Annotated in this window: 17 protein-coding genes; 10 read left to right on the plus strand and 7 right to left on the minus strand. The window is 45.9% G+C overall.

Going from position 1 to position 16,268, the window contains the following annotated elements; all coding sequences use genetic code 11:
• The 5 genes from GCHA_RS17990 to GCHA_RS18010 all read left to right on the plus strand — a co-directional run.
• A partial coding sequence (locus tag GCHA_RS17990; RefSeq protein WP_039992782.1) for a redox-active disulfide-containing membrane protein occupies positions 1 to 454 on the plus strand: 454 nt, incomplete at its 5' end.
• 10 nt (positions 455 to 464) lie between these two features.
• A complete protein-coding gene (locus GCHA_RS17995) occupies positions 465 to 1,442 on the plus strand; it encodes a COX15/CtaA family protein (RefSeq protein WP_007990871.1) in 978 nt (325 codons plus the stop codon).
• A gap of 9 nt (positions 1,443 to 1,451) precedes the next feature.
• Positions 1,452 to 2,375, plus strand: a complete 924-nt coding sequence (cyoE, locus tag GCHA_RS18000) for a heme o synthase (RefSeq protein ID WP_007990873.1) — start codon at positions 1,452 to 1,454, stop codon at positions 2,373 to 2,375.
• A complete protein-coding gene (locus GCHA_RS18005; RefSeq protein WP_007990876.1) occupies positions 2,372 to 3,010 on the plus strand; it encodes an SCO family protein in 639 nt (212 codons plus the stop codon). Before cyoE ends, GCHA_RS18005 begins: the two co-directional genes overlap by 4 nt.
• A gap of 2 nt (positions 3,011 to 3,012) precedes the next feature.
• Entirely contained in the window at positions 3,013 to 3,630 is a 618-nt protein-coding gene (locus GCHA_RS18010; protein WP_007990878.1) for a GNAT family N-acetyltransferase, read from the plus strand.
• On the opposite strand, the gene GCHA_RS18015 is transcribed toward GCHA_RS18010, so the two are convergent.
• Positions 3,627 to 4,676 carry a polysaccharide deacetylase family protein gene (locus tag GCHA_RS18015; protein WP_007990879.1) on the minus strand — a complete coding sequence of 350 codons (1,050 nt, stop codon included), beginning with the start codon at positions 4,674 to 4,676 and terminating at the stop codon, positions 3,627 to 3,629. The genes GCHA_RS18010 and GCHA_RS18015 overlap by 4 nt on opposite strands.
• A gap of 114 nt (positions 4,677 to 4,790) precedes the next feature.
• On the opposite strand from GCHA_RS18015, the gene GCHA_RS18020 reads away from it, so the two are divergent.
• Positions 4,791 to 6,122 carry an MATE family efflux transporter gene (locus GCHA_RS18020; RefSeq protein ID WP_007990880.1) on the plus strand — a complete coding sequence of 444 codons (1,332 nt, stop codon included), beginning with the start codon at positions 4,791 to 4,793 and terminating at the stop codon, positions 6,120 to 6,122.
• Here GCHA_RS18020 and GCHA_RS22710 read toward each other — a convergent pair.
• Both GCHA_RS22710 and nfuA read right to left on the minus strand, forming a co-directional pair.
• A complete protein-coding gene (locus GCHA_RS22710; RefSeq protein ID WP_013755027.1) occupies positions 6,067 to 6,345 on the minus strand; it encodes a hypothetical protein in 279 nt (92 codons plus the stop codon). The two genes, GCHA_RS18020 and GCHA_RS22710, sit on opposite strands and share 56 nt — an antisense overlap.
• Positions 6,346 to 6,357: 12 nt before the next feature.
• The gene (nfuA, locus tag GCHA_RS18025; RefSeq protein WP_007990881.1) at positions 6,358 to 6,936 is read right to left on the minus strand and encodes a Fe-S biogenesis protein NfuA; all 579 of its coding nucleotides are present in this window, start codon (positions 6,934 to 6,936) and stop codon (positions 6,358 to 6,360) included.
• A 147-nt stretch (positions 6,937 to 7,083) separates the two neighbouring features.
• On the opposite strand from nfuA, the gene GCHA_RS18030 reads away from it, so the two are divergent.
• Positions 7,084 to 9,642 carry a M14 metallopeptidase family protein gene (locus GCHA_RS18030; RefSeq protein ID WP_007990882.1) on the plus strand — a complete coding sequence of 853 codons (2,559 nt, stop codon included), beginning with the start codon at positions 7,084 to 7,086 and terminating at the stop codon, positions 9,640 to 9,642.
• Here the strand turns inward: GCHA_RS18030 and GCHA_RS18035 are convergent.
• The gene (locus GCHA_RS18035) at positions 9,626 to 10,303 is read right to left on the minus strand and encodes a ComF family protein (protein ID WP_007990883.1); all 678 of its coding nucleotides are present in this window, start codon (positions 10,301 to 10,303) and stop codon (positions 9,626 to 9,628) included. The two genes, GCHA_RS18030 and GCHA_RS18035, sit on opposite strands and share 17 nt — an antisense overlap.
• Before the next feature lie 78 nt (positions 10,304 to 10,381).
• Here GCHA_RS18035 and bioH point away from each other — a divergent pair, with 78 nt between their 5' ends.
• The 3 genes from bioH (at position 10,382) to GCHA_RS18050 (ending at position 12,522) form a co-directional block, all read left to right on the plus strand.
• Positions 10,382 to 11,170: a pimeloyl-ACP methyl ester esterase BioH gene (gene bioH, locus GCHA_RS18040; protein WP_007990884.1), complete on the plus strand. Its 789-nt coding sequence runs from the start codon at positions 10,382 to 10,384 to the stop codon at positions 11,168 to 11,170.
• 68 nt (positions 11,171 to 11,238) lie between these two features.
• Positions 11,239 to 11,502 carry a hypothetical protein gene (locus GCHA_RS18045; protein WP_007990885.1) on the plus strand — a complete coding sequence of 88 codons (264 nt, stop codon included), beginning with the start codon at positions 11,239 to 11,241 and terminating at the stop codon, positions 11,500 to 11,502.
• A 39-nt stretch (positions 11,503 to 11,541) separates the two neighbouring features.
• On the plus strand, positions 11,542 to 12,522 hold the full coding sequence (locus GCHA_RS18050) for a putative metalloprotease CJM1_0395 family protein (protein WP_007990886.1): 981 nt from the start codon (positions 11,542 to 11,544) through the stop codon (positions 12,520 to 12,522).
• 69 nt (positions 12,523 to 12,591) lie between these two features.
• Here GCHA_RS18050 and GCHA_RS18055 read toward each other — a convergent pair whose 3' ends face one another.
• The 3 genes from GCHA_RS18055 to greB form a co-directional block, all read right to left on the minus strand.
• Entirely contained in the window at positions 12,592 to 13,032 is a 441-nt protein-coding gene (locus GCHA_RS18055; RefSeq protein WP_007990888.1) for a hypothetical protein, read from the minus strand.
• A gap of 193 nt (positions 13,033 to 13,225) precedes the next feature.
• Positions 13,226 to 15,556, minus strand: coding sequence for a Tex family protein (locus GCHA_RS18060; protein ID WP_007990890.1), 2,331 nt, complete (start codon positions 15,554 to 15,556; stop codon positions 13,226 to 13,228).
• A gap of 191 nt (positions 15,557 to 15,747) precedes the next feature.
• Positions 15,748 to 16,224, minus strand: a complete 477-nt coding sequence (greB, locus tag GCHA_RS18065) for a transcription elongation factor GreB (RefSeq protein WP_007990893.1) — start codon at positions 16,222 to 16,224, stop codon at positions 15,748 to 15,750.
• Between the last annotated feature and the right edge of the window lie 44 nt (positions 16,225 to 16,268).

The raw sequence follows: 16,268 nt of genomic DNA on the forward strand, positions 1-16,268 counted from the left end.
TGCGACCAATAAAGGCGAGCTGCTCTCGCCAACGTTAGACATGACAGCGATTCAAGACGAGACGGCAGAACCAAAATGGCAGTTGTTGTATGTTTTACCTTCGCAGTGTTCTGTTGAGTGTGAAAACGCTTTATATAGCGTAGAGCAAGTGTGGACCGCGTTAGGCAAAGAACATGACAGAGTGCGTGCTACCGTGATCAGTACACCTGAAAGTGACGCCACTGTTATTCAGCGTTTGAATGAGAAAAACACCGTTAAGTTGTTAAAAACTAACGTAGAAAGTGTTGATAATGTGTTTCAAGGTGAGCCAGTAAATGCTATTTTCATTGCTGATACCTTGAATAATGTAATCTTACGTTATCCACTTCAAGTTGAGCAGCAGCAAGCTATTTTGCATAGTCGAGACATTTTATCCGATTTGCGGAAACTGCTGAAATTATCGCGCATAGGCTAGAGGAACGTTGATGAGGAAAATGGCGCTGGCAGGCATTATTCTTGCCATTATCGTGATTGTGCTAGGTGCATATACACGATTGACGGATGCGGGACTAGGATGTCCAGATTGGCCGGGTTGCTATGGGCATTATAAGGTGCCCGCTGGGCTAGAACACATTAATGCCGCTGAATTGGCGTTTCCTGAACGCCCGTTAGAGCCTCAAAAAGCATGGAATGAAATGATCCATCGCTACTTCGCTAGCGCACTGGGTTTACTCATACTGGTCATTTTTGTCATGAGCCTAGTAAAGCGCGCTTACCATCGACCGATTAAATTACCCTTCTTCTTGCTGTGCTTAGTGATATTTCAAGGTATGTTGGGTATGTGGACCGTGACCTTAAACTTATTACCTATCGTGGTAATGGGCCATTTGTTAGGTGGTTTTGCTGTCTTGTCGTGCTTATTTTTACTTTATTTACGTTTATTGCCCTATCGCATACCGGGGGGCGATCAGCAAATGCGCCGGCTTGGTAAATTTGCACTCATTGGCATCGCTATACTCATTGGGCAAATCGCCTTAGGTGGCTGGACGTCAGCAAATTACGCGGCGCTTGCCTGTACCGAAATGCCCATTTGTGAAAGCAACTGGTACCAACGTTTAGACTTTATCGGCGCGTTCAGTTTGCCTGATGCAGATAACTACGAGTACGGTGTGCATAATTATGCCCAGCGTATGACAATGCATATTGTGCACCGAGCAGGAGCTCTGGTGACCTTTATTTACTTGTGCTGGTTGGCAACACGTATTTATGCCGTTGCAAGCTCAAGATTGCTGAAGAATATCGCCAGCATCATGATCATTGTGCTAGGTGCTCAAGTTATCTTAGGTGTTAGTAATGTCGTGTTCAGCCTGCCGGTTGCTGTGGCGGTAATGCACAATGCGGTTGCTGCCACGCTGTTACAAATTTTGGTGTTACTTAGCTACACCCTTTACCGAAAAACATAGGAGAGACCAATGAGTAAATCAGTTGGTACTGCATCTCATAACATTATGGCTAAATCTAAATCGGCTTTGCATTGGCGTGACTACTACGAAATGACGAAACCAAAGGTGGTCATGTTGCTGTTGTTAACGGCTTTGGTCGGGATGTGTTTAGCAAGTGAAACCTGGATAAGCTGGAAAATACTGCTCGCTGGTTTAACCGGTATTGGTTTTTTATCGTCTGCGGCGGCGGTTATCAACCATGTGGTAGACCGTAAAATCGACGCCCAGATGGCACGAACCTCTAATCGTCCTTTGCCTAAAGGTAAAGTTTCGCCCAAGCGCGCGCTGGTTTTTGCAGGCTTACTCACGGTAGTGGGTTACGTTATTTTAGAATTGTGGGTCAATCGCTTAACTGCACTATTAACCTTGGCCAGCTTGGTGGGCTACGCCTTTGTTTATACTATGTATTTAAAGCGCGCTACGCCGCAAAACATCGTCATTGGTGGCTTAGCGGGTGCTGCTCCTCCATTATTAGGCTGGTCAGCCGTCACCAATGATATACATGCCCATGCTTTGCTGCTGGTGCTTATTATCTTTATTTGGACTCCTCCGCACTTTTGGGCACTGGCCATCCACAGAGAGAAAGACTATGCGCGGGCGCAAATTCCTATGTTGCCTTGCACTCACGGAATAGAATTTACCAAAACCTCGATTTTGTTATACACGGTATTATTGGCCTTGATTTGCGTATTGCCTTATTTGATTGGCATGACAGGCGCGATTTATTTGATTGGCTCTAGCGCATTGAACGCAGGCTTCTTGTATTATGCATGGAAATTAAAATTCGCCAGTGACGAACATACTGCGATGAAAACCTTTAAGTTTTCCATTATTCATTTGATGGTGTTGTTTGTTGTGTTACTGGTTGATCACTATATGAGATTCACTTTTTGAGCAGATTAAGTTTAGCGTTAATCGCTTTAGCGGCACTGATTGTTGGCATTGTTATCGCGGTCAATATTGCACCGCCGAAAAGCGATGAAACGCAGTATATCAACCTTTATCCTCAAGCGAGAGCGCTGCCCGCGTTTTCTTTGACGGATAGCAATGGCCAGTCACTGACCAATGAAAGTCTGCAGAGTCAATGGACACTCGTTTTTGTAGGTTACACGTTTTGTCCCGATATTTGCCCGACCTCCTTATCAGACCTGAGCAGTATTTATCCTGAGTTACAGGCTATTGAGGGGCAGTATCCGGTCAAGGTGGCGTTTATTTCAGTTGACCCTGCGCGAGACACCACTGAACGGTTAGCCGAATACATTAACTTTTTCGAACCAGACTTTATTGCTGCAACGGGTGAGCATGCTGATTTGTTTCCTTTCGTGCGGGCCATGGGCATGATGTATTCCACTTCGCAAAACACTGACGATGAAAATTACTTAGTCGATCACAGTTCATCAGTGGTGTTGGTTAACCCTCAAGGTCATGTAGTTGGGCGCTTTAAGCCTGAATTTGCCGCGGGCAAAGTGGCAGTCAGTGACAGCAAGCGTATTTTGCACGATATGAAGATAATCGCGGGTGCTGAATAAGCGTGTACCGCTTACGACAAGCAACGGCTGATGATGCGCAAGATGCCGTTGCGCTGATCCTTTCGTCAGCGCCTGAAGCGTTGCCACGTTTATTTAGTCAGCATACAGCGCAATTACAATACAGTGCTCAAACCTTTCTAGAACAAGCATTTTTACAGCAACAAGGTCAGTTTGGCTTTGCTAACCACTGGGTTATCGAAATGAAAGGGAGTTTGGCCGCCATAGGTTGTGTTTGGCAGCGAGAAATGGGCGCAGAATATGTGCAAGCAACCCTCAAAAGTATGACCGAATACTATCAAGGTCCTGACGTTTTAGACGTGCTACAAAGATGCCAGTCATTGCAACATGTGTTTGCGCGCCCTGCCGCTGAAGAAGCGTGTATTGGGCATATTGGGGTGGCCGCGCCATTTCAGCGCCAAGGTTTATGCAGTGAGCTTTTAGGTCATTTAGCGGCAACAGCCTTAGATTTAGGTAAACAGTACCTAACCTTAGACGTTAAACAAGATAACGTAAGCGCTATCAGTTGTTATCAAAAGTTTGGCTTTAGCGCACAGCGCACCACTGTAGATAACAGCCCGATGAAATTAGGCGCTTACTTGCATATGCGAAAAAAGCTCTAATCAGGCCAGTCACCATTTTCTGTTGGAATAAACCAGGGTTTAGAATACCAATAGTAACGTGATGGTTCGCGTTTGCTTGGAGCGGTACAATTTATTCTTGAGCGTCCAACAGGCAGATTTTGTTTGAAATCCACCCTAATCAATTCATCGTTAATCGTTATTTTTTGCCTATCGCCCTGAAAATAGCAGGCTATCTGATTATTATTGATGTCGTCACTTTGCACACTGAACTCAAACGTAAAAGGACTACTTTGAACCAAAGGCGTGCTTGGGGACGGGTTTTGCACGGGCATGGCAAGGCTGGCCATTTTCACTTTTAGGCGGTCTAAATTCGCATAAATACCCGCCGAAGGAAATCGAGGAAGAGCCGAGAAGTCGCTAAAGCTGGCTATAGCGCCTGAGTACTGGGCAAAACCTACATAGCCTAGTTCGGTAAGACGGGCTTGGAGCTCGGGAGAATACTCGCCATATGGATAAGCGAAGAACTTATCTTTTACGCCCAAATTGTCTTCAAGTAACTGTTCAGCTGCCTGAATATCGCTAATTCGCCGAGTTAACCAAGCATCATCACTTTCATTAGGCTGGCGGCTAAGTAAGTGCTCGTGGCGCAAGTTATGGTTTGCGAAGCTAGCACCTTGTTCCGCCATGGCTCGCATGTCATCCCAGCTTAAATGATAATTCACTTTATCAACTAAATCTGGGTTGATAAAAACGGTGTAGGGCAGTTTGTACTTGCTTAGAACTGGGTGACCGTTTTGATAAATATTTTTGAAACCATCATCAAACGTTATCGCGATGACCTTGTTGGGCAGTGGCTGTTTGTCTTTAAGAGCAGTGACTATGTCCTTAAGCGGCAACACAGTGTAGTTGTCGGCCAAATACGCCATGTGTTGTTCAAATGTATCCGGTGAAACACTGGTAGAGGCAGGCGTACTTTCGCTTACGTGGTGATAAAGCAAGATAACCGCGTTGTCGCGGGCTAGAACCTTGCTGCTCGAAATACACAAACCAAGACAAATCAATACATAAAAAATGATACGATCCATAACGTTTCCCTTTGTGACGCATTTAATCGCGCTATTGTAGCACTGAATGCTAAGGGCTAAATGGGCGAGCACTCGCTTTCACTCATTATTCTTTTTATTTAAGTGAGAATATCCTTGGCTTTAGCACAGCAACGCTTTTGGCATTTTGCTTCACATCGACAGCTCATTCTATTAGCACTGCCGATGATCCTAAGTAATATCACCACGCCACTGATTGGTATGGTGGATACCGCCGTATTAGGCCACATGGGCAGCAGCCATTATTTGGCGGGTGCTGCGATAGCATCACTGATTTTGACCCAAACCTATTGGTTGTGTGGCTTTATTCGCATGTCGAGCACAGGCTTAAGTGCCCAAGCAAAAGGCGAACAGAGCAACGAAAGTAAGAGTCGTGTCTTTTGGCAAAGCTGCAGTGTTGCCCTAGTGATCGGTATTGCGATTTGGGCTGCGCAAACACCGTTACTCGCCTTAGGTATTCATTTCGCCCAGCCGGAAGCACAGCTACTCAACGTGATTCAACAATATTTCAGTGTGCGCATTCTTGGCGCGCCCGCTGCCTTGGTGAATCTGGCAATTATTGGCTGGCTTATCGGTCAACAAAAAACCAAGCAAGTCTTATATATTCAGGTGTTTGCAAATTTACTTAACGCAGGGTTAAGTATATTGCTGGTATTTGTGTTTGATGCTGGCGTAAAAGGCGTCGCGATGGCTAGTGTTGCCGCCGAATACAGTATTTTATTGCTAGGCGTATGGGTAGCTGTGCGGGGCATGGGGCTGCAAATGCCACGTTGGGATCTTTGGCGCTGGTCATCATTGGCGCAGCTAATGAGCCTAAACGGATACAGCTTTGTGCGAAATTTAGCCCTGCAGTTGTGTTTGGCGTTTGTTATTTTTCAAGGCGCTAGATTTGGGCCTTTAACCGCTGCCAGCAATGCGATCATTATGCAGTTTTTCGCTTTGATAGCGCTTGGGTTAGATGGTATTGCGTATGCTGTTGAGGCGCTGACGGGTGAGGCGAAAGGTAAAAATGACGCCAATGAAATCAATCGGGTTGTGTTGCGTGGACTGTTTTGGTCTTCGGTGGTGGCCGGGGGCTATAGCGTAAGCTTTGCTTTATTTGGTCAGCAGATCATTGCCATATTAACTGATTTGCCTGAATTGCGCGTATTCGTTGCTCAGTACTTAATCATCATCTGGTTATTGCCGATCGTGAGCCATTGGTGTTTTTTACTTGATGGGGTGTTTGTGGGGCTAACGCGCGCTAAAGCCATGCAAAACAGCATGTTGCTGAGTGCTTTATGTTTCTTTTTTCCAAGCTGGTGGCTGTTGCAGGCGTACGAGAATCGTGCATTGTGGGTTGCCTTGTTATTGCTCATGCTAGGGCGAGGTCTTAGTCTTGGGGGGTATTTTGCTTATCTTTATCGCGGTGGGCGTTTGATAGGGTAAACGCGTTTTGCATGCGGTAGGCTAAAATGCCCAAATACCCGAAAAGTGCCAATATACAACCAATACAAAGGGCTATTAAACCAGGAATTTGTAACCACACCCAGTAAGTACTTCCAGTAAAAATAAGGGCTGCGCCGATAACAAAAAAGCCGAGACCGTATTTAAAACGACCCCAGCTTTTATGTGGATCAGCAGCTAATTTGCTCAGCTGCTTTCTAAGCATACTAGTGCCTAATTAGTAGTAAGAGTGCTCACCGGCTTCATGCTCGGTAGCATCTTTTACTGCGGTTAATTCACCAGAAAATTGCGCTAGCATTTGCTTTTCAATGCCGTCTTTAAGGGTCACATCAACCATAGAGCAGCCATTACAGCCACCGCCAAATTGCAATATCGCCTCGCCTTTGTCGGTGATCTCCATCAACATGACTTTGCCGCCATGGCTGGCAAGTTGCGGATTGATTTCTGACTCGATCATATAGTTAATACGCTCTTCTAGTGGCGCATCATCATCAACTTTACGTGCTTTGGCATTAGGCGCTTTCAAGGTTAATTGAGAGCCCATTTGGTCAGTCACAAAGTCGATTTCTGCTTCGCTTAAAAAAGGCGCACTTTCTGCGTCAACAACGGCGTCAAAGCCATTGAACTCTAAAGTGGTGTCGGTTGGCTCCACTGCATCTGGCGGGCAGTAAGAAACCCCACATTCTGCGCTAGGTGTGCCAGGGTTAACCACAAAAACCCGAATATTGGTGTCAGGCTCTTGTTTTTCAAGCAATTTACAAAAATGTGCTTGGGCTGTATCTGAAATTGAAATCATAAAAAAGGTCCTGTTGTAGAAACATATTCGGATTGTATCAAAATTACTTGACTAAAACACTCAAGTAATAAGGTTTACTTATGTCAATTTTAGCTAAAACATGCGAACCTTTTACCTTTAATTTGATGTAACAAAAGGTGTAGGTGTATGAAGTGCGGTTGGTTTTGGGGAGCTGTGTGTTTTGTTTTATGGTCTTTTTCGGCTCAAGCGCTCACAGACACTGATTATTTACCTGCCAATACGCAGTACAACGCAGACATTCCTCGGCCTTCACACGTACTAGGCGCCCCTGTCGGTGAGTGGCATGTTCGTCATGATCAATTGGTGGAATATATGCGTATTCTGGCCGATAAATCTGACAGGGTGTCATTGCGAGAAACTGGTCGAAGCCACGAAAATCGCCCCTTGCTGTTACTTACGTTTAGCGCTGCAAAAAATCTGCAAAATATAGAAAATATCCGCCAGACCCATCTTTCGTCGTTTGGGCAAAAAAGTCAGTCGGCTGACCCTTTGATTCTATGGATGGGCTACAGCGTGCATGGTGACGAGTCTTCAGGGGCTAACGCCGCATTGCTTGTGGCTTACTACTTGGCGGCAGCTCAAGGAGAGGCTGTTGAGCAGTTACTTGAGAACAACGTAGTATTGATGGAGCCTAGTATTAACCCAGATGGGTTATCACGATTTGCCCAGTGGGCTAATGGCAATCGCGGTCAGCAGTTAGTAGCCGACCCTAACCACAGAGAACACCAACAACCTTGGCCAAGCGGGCGAACCAACCATTATATGTTCGACTTAAACCGTGATTGGCTTTTGCTGACGCACCCAGAATCTCAAGCTCGCATCGCTGAGTTTCATCGCTGGCGCCCACACGTACTCACCGATTTTCATGAAATGGGCACCAACAGTAGTTATTTCTTTCAGCCGGGGATCGCTTCACGCAATAACCCCTGGACACCCACGCGCAATATAGAGTTGACCGCTGAATTAGCTAAGTTTCATGCCGCTGCGCTTGATGAATCAAAGCAGCTGTATTTTACTCAAGAAGCCTATGATGACTTTTACTATGGTAAAGGCTCTACTTACCCAGATGCCCAGGGCAGTATCGGCATTTTATTTGAACAGGCTAGCAGTCGCGGGCATAAGCAAGAATCTATTCATGGCGTACTCAGCTTCGCTGATACCATTCAAAATCAAGTCACCACATCGCTTTCCACCTTCAGGGGGGCGCAGGCAAATAAAGCAGCATTGCTTGCCTACCCAGCAGAGTTTACTAAGCAAACTAATGAGTTGAGGAAAGACGATAAAATCGTTGGTTATTTGCTGAGTGAGTCTAAAGATGCCACGCGGTTTTCTGATCTCAAATCGATATTGCAGCAACACCAAATCCAATTTAACTACCTTGAAAAAGAAGTGAGTATTGACGAGCTGACCTATCAGCCACTAAATAGTATTTTTGTGCCACTGAATCAGCCTCAATATCGATTAATTAAGTCTCTGTTTTCTGAGCGAAAAAGTTTCAACGACAATAGTTTTTATGATGTATCTAGTTGGAACCTGCCACTGGCGTTCAACATTCAATACTCACCCGTAGAACGAAAGTTATGGCGTAAAGTCCCTGTCGCTAATGAGCAAAACAGCCAATTGCAAAAACACACCACGCTGGCAGACGAAAATGCCTATGCATATGGTTTTTCGTGGGCTGACTCCAAGGCACCGGCCTTGCTTAATCAGCTTTTGAGCGCAGGCGTACAGGTTAAAATTGCCGGCTCAGATTTTGCCGCTACAACAGATCAGGGAAACATCAGTTTTAGCGCTGGCTCAGTATTGATACCCATGGCGTTAGAGCAGCCGGATAACTTATTGTCATTGCTTAACAAAAGCGCGGCACAAACAAACATTAAAGTGTGGCCTATTTTGTCTGGTTTAACCGCCCAAGGTATTGATATCGGCAGTCGCGAAATGCATCTGGTTAAAGCACCTCAGGTGTTATTGGTAGGTGGGCAAGGTACATCGCAATATGAGGCGGGCGAAGCATGGCATTATCTAGATACGGTAGTCGGTATGCCGGTAACCATCACTGATTTACCTCGTTTATCTCAACTTGATCTAAGTCGTTATACACACATTGTATGGGTAAGTGGTGATTATAGTGATGTGCCTGAAAAGACCGTAAGAACCTTAGAAAAATGGCTGTCTGCGGGTGGCGTGATGATAGGACAGCGCACAGCCGCGAAATGGTTTGCAGATAAAGACTGGCTGAAAGCGTCGTTTCTCAGTCAGGATGAAATAAAACGGGCATTCTCAGTTACCGGCCTTGCTTATGCAGATAAAGACCAACTCGCTGCAAAGCAGCGTATCGCCGGTGCGATATTTGATACCCAATTAGATACCAGCCACCCTCTTACCTTTGGATTACCGCGGGAACATTTGCCTTCATTCAAAAACAGCACTGTGGTGATGCGGGTACCCAAAACTCCGTTCGTCACTGTGGGGCGCTATTCATCTACATCGCTCATGTCGGGCTATGCCGCAGACGAGTTGCAGGAGCTAATTAACAATAGCGCTTCAATTGTTGCTCACAGTGTTGGAAAGGGTAAGGTTATCGCGTTTGTTGATGATCCAAACTTTCGTGGGTATTGGCGCGGCACAAGACGCCTGCTAAGTAACGCGATATTCCTGTCAGGTTTAATTAATGCTCAAGGGTAAGGCACATACTCCATACCTCTACTTGTAAGTCTGGGTGATGTTTTTTCATCAGTTGATATAGGGCTTCAACAGTAGCGCCTGTAGTGATGACATCATCCAATATTGCCACATGTTGATAGTTTAAGGGCCGATGCAAGGCAAATGCATTTTTCATATTGGCTTTTCGCTGCACACTGGAAAGCGATGTCTGGGTCTGTGTGGCTTTTTGCCGAGTGACTATATCCGTGGCAAGGGGAATACCTGTTAAAGCCGAAATACACTTTCCCAGCTCAACGCTCTGATTGTATTTTCGTTCTTGATAACGAGCGGGGTGCAGAGGAACAGGAATAATGGCTTGCGGCAAGGCCGAGTCGGCGCTCAAGGCATGCTCAACAAAAAGTTTGGCTAGTGCGCTGGCGTGAACAATTTTATTAGAAAATTTTAAGCCCGTCAGTAATCGGGATAGAGGCCATTGATAATCGGCCAGAGCTAGCACTTTGTTGGCTGTTAGGTGTTTTAGGCCTCGTTGCGCCTTAGGCCAGTTAAGTAAATTGTAATCATACTTTTGCCAAGAAAATAGCGCTAGGTCGTCCTCGCAGTAGCCACAAATAAGCGTTTTACTGTGCTGAAAACATAATAAACATTGATGTGCTTTTTTGACGCTTAGGTGACTAAAGCGCATCACGTGTGCGCCATCTACTTGATTTCACTTTTTTCATCTCTACACTGACACGCCAGTTCTTAAGAGTAGATGAAATAAATGCACACGACGTTAAAAACACGCACCGCTGGCAGTGGGCCAAGCCTTGTCTTACTTCATGGCTGGGGAGTTAACAGTGGTGTATGGCAGCCAATAGCAGCGCAACTAGAGCAACATTTCAGCGTTACCTACGTTGATTTGCCAGGTTTTGGTGAGAACTCTCAAGCCTTACCTGAGCCATACAATTTAGCAAATTTGGCAGCAAGCGTTGCTAACGTTCTCCCTGAGAACAGCGTACTTGCAGGTTGGTCGCTAGGTGGCTTAGTGGCGCAGCAGATTGCACTGCATGAGCCTACAAAGGTTCAGCGCCTCGTACTGATAGCAACCTCGCCCAAATTTCAAAAAAGTCATGATTGGCCAGGGATCGAACCTACAATTTTGCAGGCGTTTTCCCAGCAATTAGTCAAAAACTTAAGCAAAACTATCGAGCGTTTCTTGGCGATACAGGCTATGGGCAGCGACTCAGCTAAAGCCGACATCAAGAAAATAAAAAGCAGTATCGAAGCGTCACCTCAAGCTGACATTGCCGCGCTAACGGCGGGGTTAACAATTCTTGAGCAAGCAGATTTAAGAGCTGAACTTGCTTCACTAAGTATGCCAGTACACTGGATGCTGGGCCGTCTTGATAGCTTGGTTCCTGCAAAACTAAATGACTATGTGCAACAGCGTTTACCGCCAAGTCACAGCGTCACCGTTTTTCCTCATGCCTCCCACGCGCCATTTATTTCTCACACGGAACATTTTATGGCTGATTTTATGACCACTGTTAAGGAAAGTACGCTTAAATAAAAAGTCGCTGTTAAAAGTGAGCTTTTTGGTTAATAATTAACCATGAGAGGTTAGTAGAGGTACTCAGTGTGGACATTTCATATAACAGCAACATTAGTGGCGCGTTTGCCAGCGGTTTACAGGGTGTGCAACGCGGCAGCGAACAGGTCACCCAAGCATCAAGCGATATCGCCAATTTAAATAGCGAGTCAGCGCAAGGTAACTCGGCAGGTGTGAACTTGACCGACAGTGTGGTGGACCTTAAAACGGGTGCACTAGGCGTTGAAGCTTCTGCCAAAGTATTAGACGTAGCAAATGACACCCTAGGCACACTGCTCGACACCTTTGCTTAATTGAATAAACCAATAAGTAGGTACGATTAAAAGACTGACATGAACATTGTAACGCCTATCCCAACGACGGTTGTGTTTACGACCGCCAATGTCAACACTGAATCTGCACGCAGAGATAATACCCTGCGTGAAACAGTACCAGCGTTGACAGGGTCTGAAAATTCAGCCGCAGAATCAGGGATAGCCAGTGAACATGACAAAGTTAAAACACCTGCTCAGCCGCTAGTTTATGAGCGTCCCCAGGTTCAATCTCAAGGTGAAGCTGCATCAGATGTACAGCAGAACGCTGAAAAGGACACAGCCGAGCAAGAAAGTGCAGGCAAAGAAAACGCCGAGCAAGAGCAACAAGCTCAGCAAGAACAACAAGATAAAGCGCAAATAGAGGAGCTGAAAAAGCGTGACGCCGAAGTGCGCACCCACGAACAGGCACATGCCAACACTGGCGGGCAATACGCCGGCGCACCTCAATATGAGTACACCACCGGGCCGGATGGTAAGCGTTATGCTACAGGCGGTGAAGTGTCTATTGATGTGTCAGAAGAAGATACTCCGGAAGATACCATTCGTAAGATGCAGCAAGTTAAAGCTGCAGCACTCGCACCAGCAGAGCCCTCAGCCCAAGACTTAAGAGTGGCGGCTGAGGCAGCTCAGAAAACCTTTGAAGCGCGCAAAGAATTAGCCGAAGAGAAAAGTGAAGGGGTAGGTGTTGTTGCTCAATACGCCGCCCAAAGCGAAGCGGTTAACGCTAGCGGACAATTTACTGCCAAATCTGAGTTTGGTCCTCAACTTGAGGAAATTGTGCGAGGCACCGACGAAGGTACGCCTATTCGTAGTTTAGACACAGCAGATGTTGAGAATGCTACGTTAAAAAGCGAGCGCTCTGTGTTCGCTAGCGACACAAGCACTGCGTTTAATGCTCAAGCGAGAGATGATAATACGCTTATCGCCGAGCGCGTTGTTCAGCGTTACTATCAAGGCGTAAGTGAACCTAAACATTCTGGTTTAAATTACTCTGCTTGATTTACCGGCTTCCATTTTAGTGAGTTTAATAACGCCGCTTATTACTATAGGCGGCGTTTTTCGTTGGAATTAATAGCCGTAATTGTTCGCGAACTGACGCTTGTCTTCAGGGGTTGCCACCTCGTTACAAGCACCAAGAATATGTAATCGACAACTTGATTCATACGTGTCTATTTCAGTGTATCCTTCACGGCAATAGCCTGTGTCACTTAACTTTGTTTCAAGGTGAGTAAATAGCTCGTCAAGCGGGCTTTCATTAGGCGTGTCTCCCTTTGCTTGGTTTTTGTTTCTATGTTCGGGAGGAGGGCCACCTGCGCCGCCGCGCTCTGGTTTATTGTCGCCCTTGTCTTGGTTAGCGCTAATGCTGAAATTAAACACTTTTCGGTTAGTATCTTTAATGTTGGTTGCGAACATATCAGGCTCTTTAGGTTGAGGTTTAGGCTTGCCCGCGCAAGCACTTAATACAATAGGCACCAAAAGCGTTAAAGGAAGGAGTTTTTTCATCGTCATAAAGGACTCACGTTATCAATTATTGGAAAGCATTTTTCTCTGTGTATGACGTAAAAGGGTGCGGGATAGTTTCTATCGGTTATGTAAAAGCTGTGTAATGGCTAAGCAGAAATAGGTTTTCAGAGCATAAAAAAACCGGTGGGCTAAGCCACCGGTTTATTGTGTATCACGCGCAAAGACCTAAGTAGGTGACTTAGCTCTTTTTCGCTTTGGCAAAGGCATCAGCAAAGGCATTACCCATAGCTTGATTCGCAGAAGCGGGCGCTGGCTTTTTGCTGTGAGATCGACCACCTGACTTACTGTTCGAACGAGGTTTGTTCTCGTTGGGTGCGCGGTTTTGGCTAGCCTGAGCTTTTACATCGTCGTTCAAACGCATAGTGAATGACACGCGTTTGCGGGCTACATCGACTTCCATCACTTTGACTTTAACAATGTCGCCGGTTTTCACGATTTCCCGTGGGTCAGAAATAAATTTGTCTGTCATCGCAGATATATGTACTAAGCCATCTTGGTGAACACCTACATCAACAAAAGCACCAAAGTTAGCTACGTTGCTGACCACACCTTCTAAAATCATGCCTTCTTTCAAATCGCTTAGGGATGACACGCCTTCTTTAAAGGTGGCTGTTTTAAACTCAGGGCGAGGATCGCGTCCTGGTTTCAATAGCTCATTGATGATGTCAGTTACCGTGGGGAGTCCGAATGTATCGTCCACAAATTGTTGGGGCTCAAGCTTTTTCAGAAGTTCGGTATTACCGATCAAATCATTTACTGCACTGCCTGAGTTACTTACTATGGCTTGCACTACAGGATAAGCTTCGGGGTGAACCGCTGAAGCATCAAGTGGGTTACTGCCATTAACTATGCGTAAAAAGCCAGCTGCTTGCTCATAGGCTTTTGGCCCTAGGCGCTCTACTTTTAGTAAATCTTTACGGCTACCAAATGCGCCATTGGTATCTCTGAAATTCACGATATTTGCAGCCAAAGTGCGGTTTAAGCCAGAGACATGGCTTAATAGTGCGGCTGATGCCATGTTTAAATCAACGCCTACCGCGTTTACACAGTCCTCAATGACCCGATCCAGAGAGCGGCCCAAATTGCTTTGGCTTACGTCATGTTGATACTGGCCGACACCGATTGCTTTGGGTTCGATTTTCACCAGCTCTGCTAGTGGATCTTGCAAACGTCTGGCAATAGATACCGCACCGCGAAGTGACACATCCATACCAGGCAATTCATTCGATGCCAGCTCAGAGGCTGAGTAAACTGATGCTCCCGCTTCACTGACCATAATTTTGTTAAGGCCAAGATCTGGGTTGGCTTTGATCACCTCGCCAGCCAGTTTATCGGTCTCGCGAGAACCCGTGCCGTTACCAATACTGATAAGCTTCACTTTGTGCTGTCTACATAACATGCCTAAAGTGCGTAGGCTCTTGTCCCACAGATTTTGTGGCACATGAGGGAATATAGTGCTGGTGGCAACCACTTTACCCGTGGCGTCCACAATGGCTACTTTCACGCCCGTTCGTAAGCCGGGATCAAGGCCCATTGTTGTTTTCGCCCCAGCAGGCGCGGCCATAAGTAAGTCGTTTAGGTTTTTGGCAAATACCTGAATCGCTTCTTGCTCTGCTCGCTCTTTTATCACCCCGAACAGTTCTGTTTCCATATGCAGGGCAATTTTTATTTTCCACGTCCACTGAACAACGCTGGCTAACCATGCATCTGCGGCACGATTACTGAAGTTAAACCCAAGATGCTGCGCAATGATGTGCTCACCATATGAGCTTTTATCCGACTCGTCTTTTTGCGGGTCGGCATCCATGGATACCTGTAAAAAGTTTTCATTACGGCCACGAAACAAAGCAAGGCAGCGATGAGATGGGATCTTACTTAAACGCTCACTGTGCTCGAAGTAATCTGAGTATTTGGCAGCTTCTTTTTCTTTGCCTTTAACCACGTTACTTTTGATGTGTGCGTTTTCCATCAGGTACTGACGTACTTTTTGCAGCAACGCAGCATCTTCAGCGAAGCGCTCCATCAAAATGAACTTAGCCCCTTCTAGCGCGGCTTTTTCATCTGGTACGCCTTTAGCAGGCGCAATAAATTTTGCCGCTTCAGATTCGGGGGATAAGGTTGGGTCAGCGAACAAAATGTCAGCTAAAGGCTGCAAGCCTGCCTCGATGGCTATTTGCCCTTTTGTGCGGCGCTTAGGTTTGTACGGTAGATACAAATCTTCTAATTCGGTCTTGTTATCGCAACTTAAAATACTGCGCTTAAGCTGGTCTGTTAGTTTGCCTTGCTCGTCAATCGTTTTGAGGATTACGTTACGTCTGTCATTGATATCACGCAGGTACACCAAGCGCTGTTCGAGTTGGCGAAGTTGGGTATCGTCTAAACCGTTAGTGGCTTCTTTACGATAGCGAGCAATAAAAGGAACACTCGAGCCTTCATCTAACAAGGTGACGGCAGCTTGTACTTGAGTGGGTTTTACTTGAAGTTCACTCGCGATTTTTTCAATGATCATGTAACGGCCCTATTTTGGCGAAGTTATGCAGATTTTACATATTAAACAATTAGCTCAACAAGGCTATATATGGCCTTGACGGAAAAATACCAGAGTAGGCCAGCATTATTGCCGATTATTTTTGAAAATGAGGAAGTGGGTGGCAAAGCGACGATAATAAAGGCTTAGATTCCCTCGCTCTGACGCTGTTTCTACTTTTTATACTCAATAGAGGTGATATACCAATCTTTGTAGCCGGTGGGGGTTTTGACACAGGCAACATCATCTACTTCTTTTTTGATTAAGGCTCTGGCCATGGGGGAGTCGATTGAAATATAGCCCTTGGCATCACCGTAGATTTCCTCAGGGCCAACAATGCGAAACTGTTTGGTTTCACCTTCATCGTTTTCAATTTCTACCCAGGCGCCAAAGAAGACCTTTCCGGCTTGTTGCGGCGAGTAGTTAACGATTTGCAATTCGGGCAGGAGCTTGCGCAGGTAACGAACGCGCCTGTCGATTTCTCGTAGCTTTCGTTTGTTGTATTGATAATCAGCATTTTCACTTCGGTCACCCAAACTCGCCGCCCATGTGACGATTTTAGTGATCTCAGGGCGTTGTTTTAACCAAAGTTCATCATGTTCGTCGTTGAGTTTTTTGTAGCCTTCAGGGGTGATGAGTTTTGTTTTCAACGCTTGTCCTTGTAAAACAAATAGTTGTGTTGAGAATGGTCTCT

It is taken from the genome of Paraglaciecola chathamensis S18K6, from assembly GCA_000314955.1.
GTDB lineage: Bacteria > Pseudomonadota > Gammaproteobacteria > Enterobacterales > Alteromonadaceae > Paraglaciecola > Paraglaciecola chathamensis.

Excerpts from the sequence above, each read along its gene's own strand:
- GCHA_RS18030 (WP_007990882.1), top strand. The coding sequence starts at position 7,084 with ATGAAGTGCGGTTGGTTTTGGGGAGCTGTGTGTTTTGTTTTATGGTCT.
- bioH (WP_007990884.1), top strand. The coding sequence starts at position 10,382 with ATGCACACGACGTTAAAAACACGCACCGCTGGCAGTGGGCCAAGCCTT.
- GCHA_RS22710 (WP_013755027.1), bottom strand. The coding sequence starts at position 6,345 with ATGCTTAGAAAGCAGCTGAGCAAATTAGCTGCTGATCCACATAAAAGC.
- cyoE (WP_007990873.1), top strand. The coding sequence starts at position 1,452 with ATGAGTAAATCAGTTGGTACTGCATCTCATAACATTATGGCTAAATCT.
- GCHA_RS17995 (WP_007990871.1), top strand. The coding sequence starts at position 465 with ATGAGGAAAATGGCGCTGGCAGGCATTATTCTTGCCATTATCGTGATT.
- GCHA_RS18060 (WP_007990890.1), bottom strand. The coding sequence starts at position 15,556 with ATGATCATTGAAAAAATCGCGAGTGAACTTCAAGTAAAACCCACTCAA.
- GCHA_RS18050 (WP_007990886.1), top strand. The coding sequence starts at position 11,542 with ATGAACATTGTAACGCCTATCCCAACGACGGTTGTGTTTACGACCGCC.
- GCHA_RS18055 (WP_007990888.1), bottom strand. The coding sequence starts at position 13,032 with ATGACGATGAAAAAACTCCTTCCTTTAACGCTTTTGGTGCCTATTGTA.
- GCHA_RS18035 (WP_007990883.1), bottom strand. The coding sequence starts at position 10,303 with ATGCGCTTTAGTCACCTAAGCGTCAAAAAAGCACATCAATGTTTATTA.
- GCHA_RS18015 (WP_007990879.1), bottom strand. The coding sequence starts at position 4,676 with ATGGATCGTATCATTTTTTATGTATTGATTTGTCTTGGTTTGTGTATT.
- nfuA (WP_007990881.1), bottom strand. The coding sequence starts at position 6,936 with ATGATTTCAATTTCAGATACAGCCCAAGCACATTTTTGTAAATTGCTT.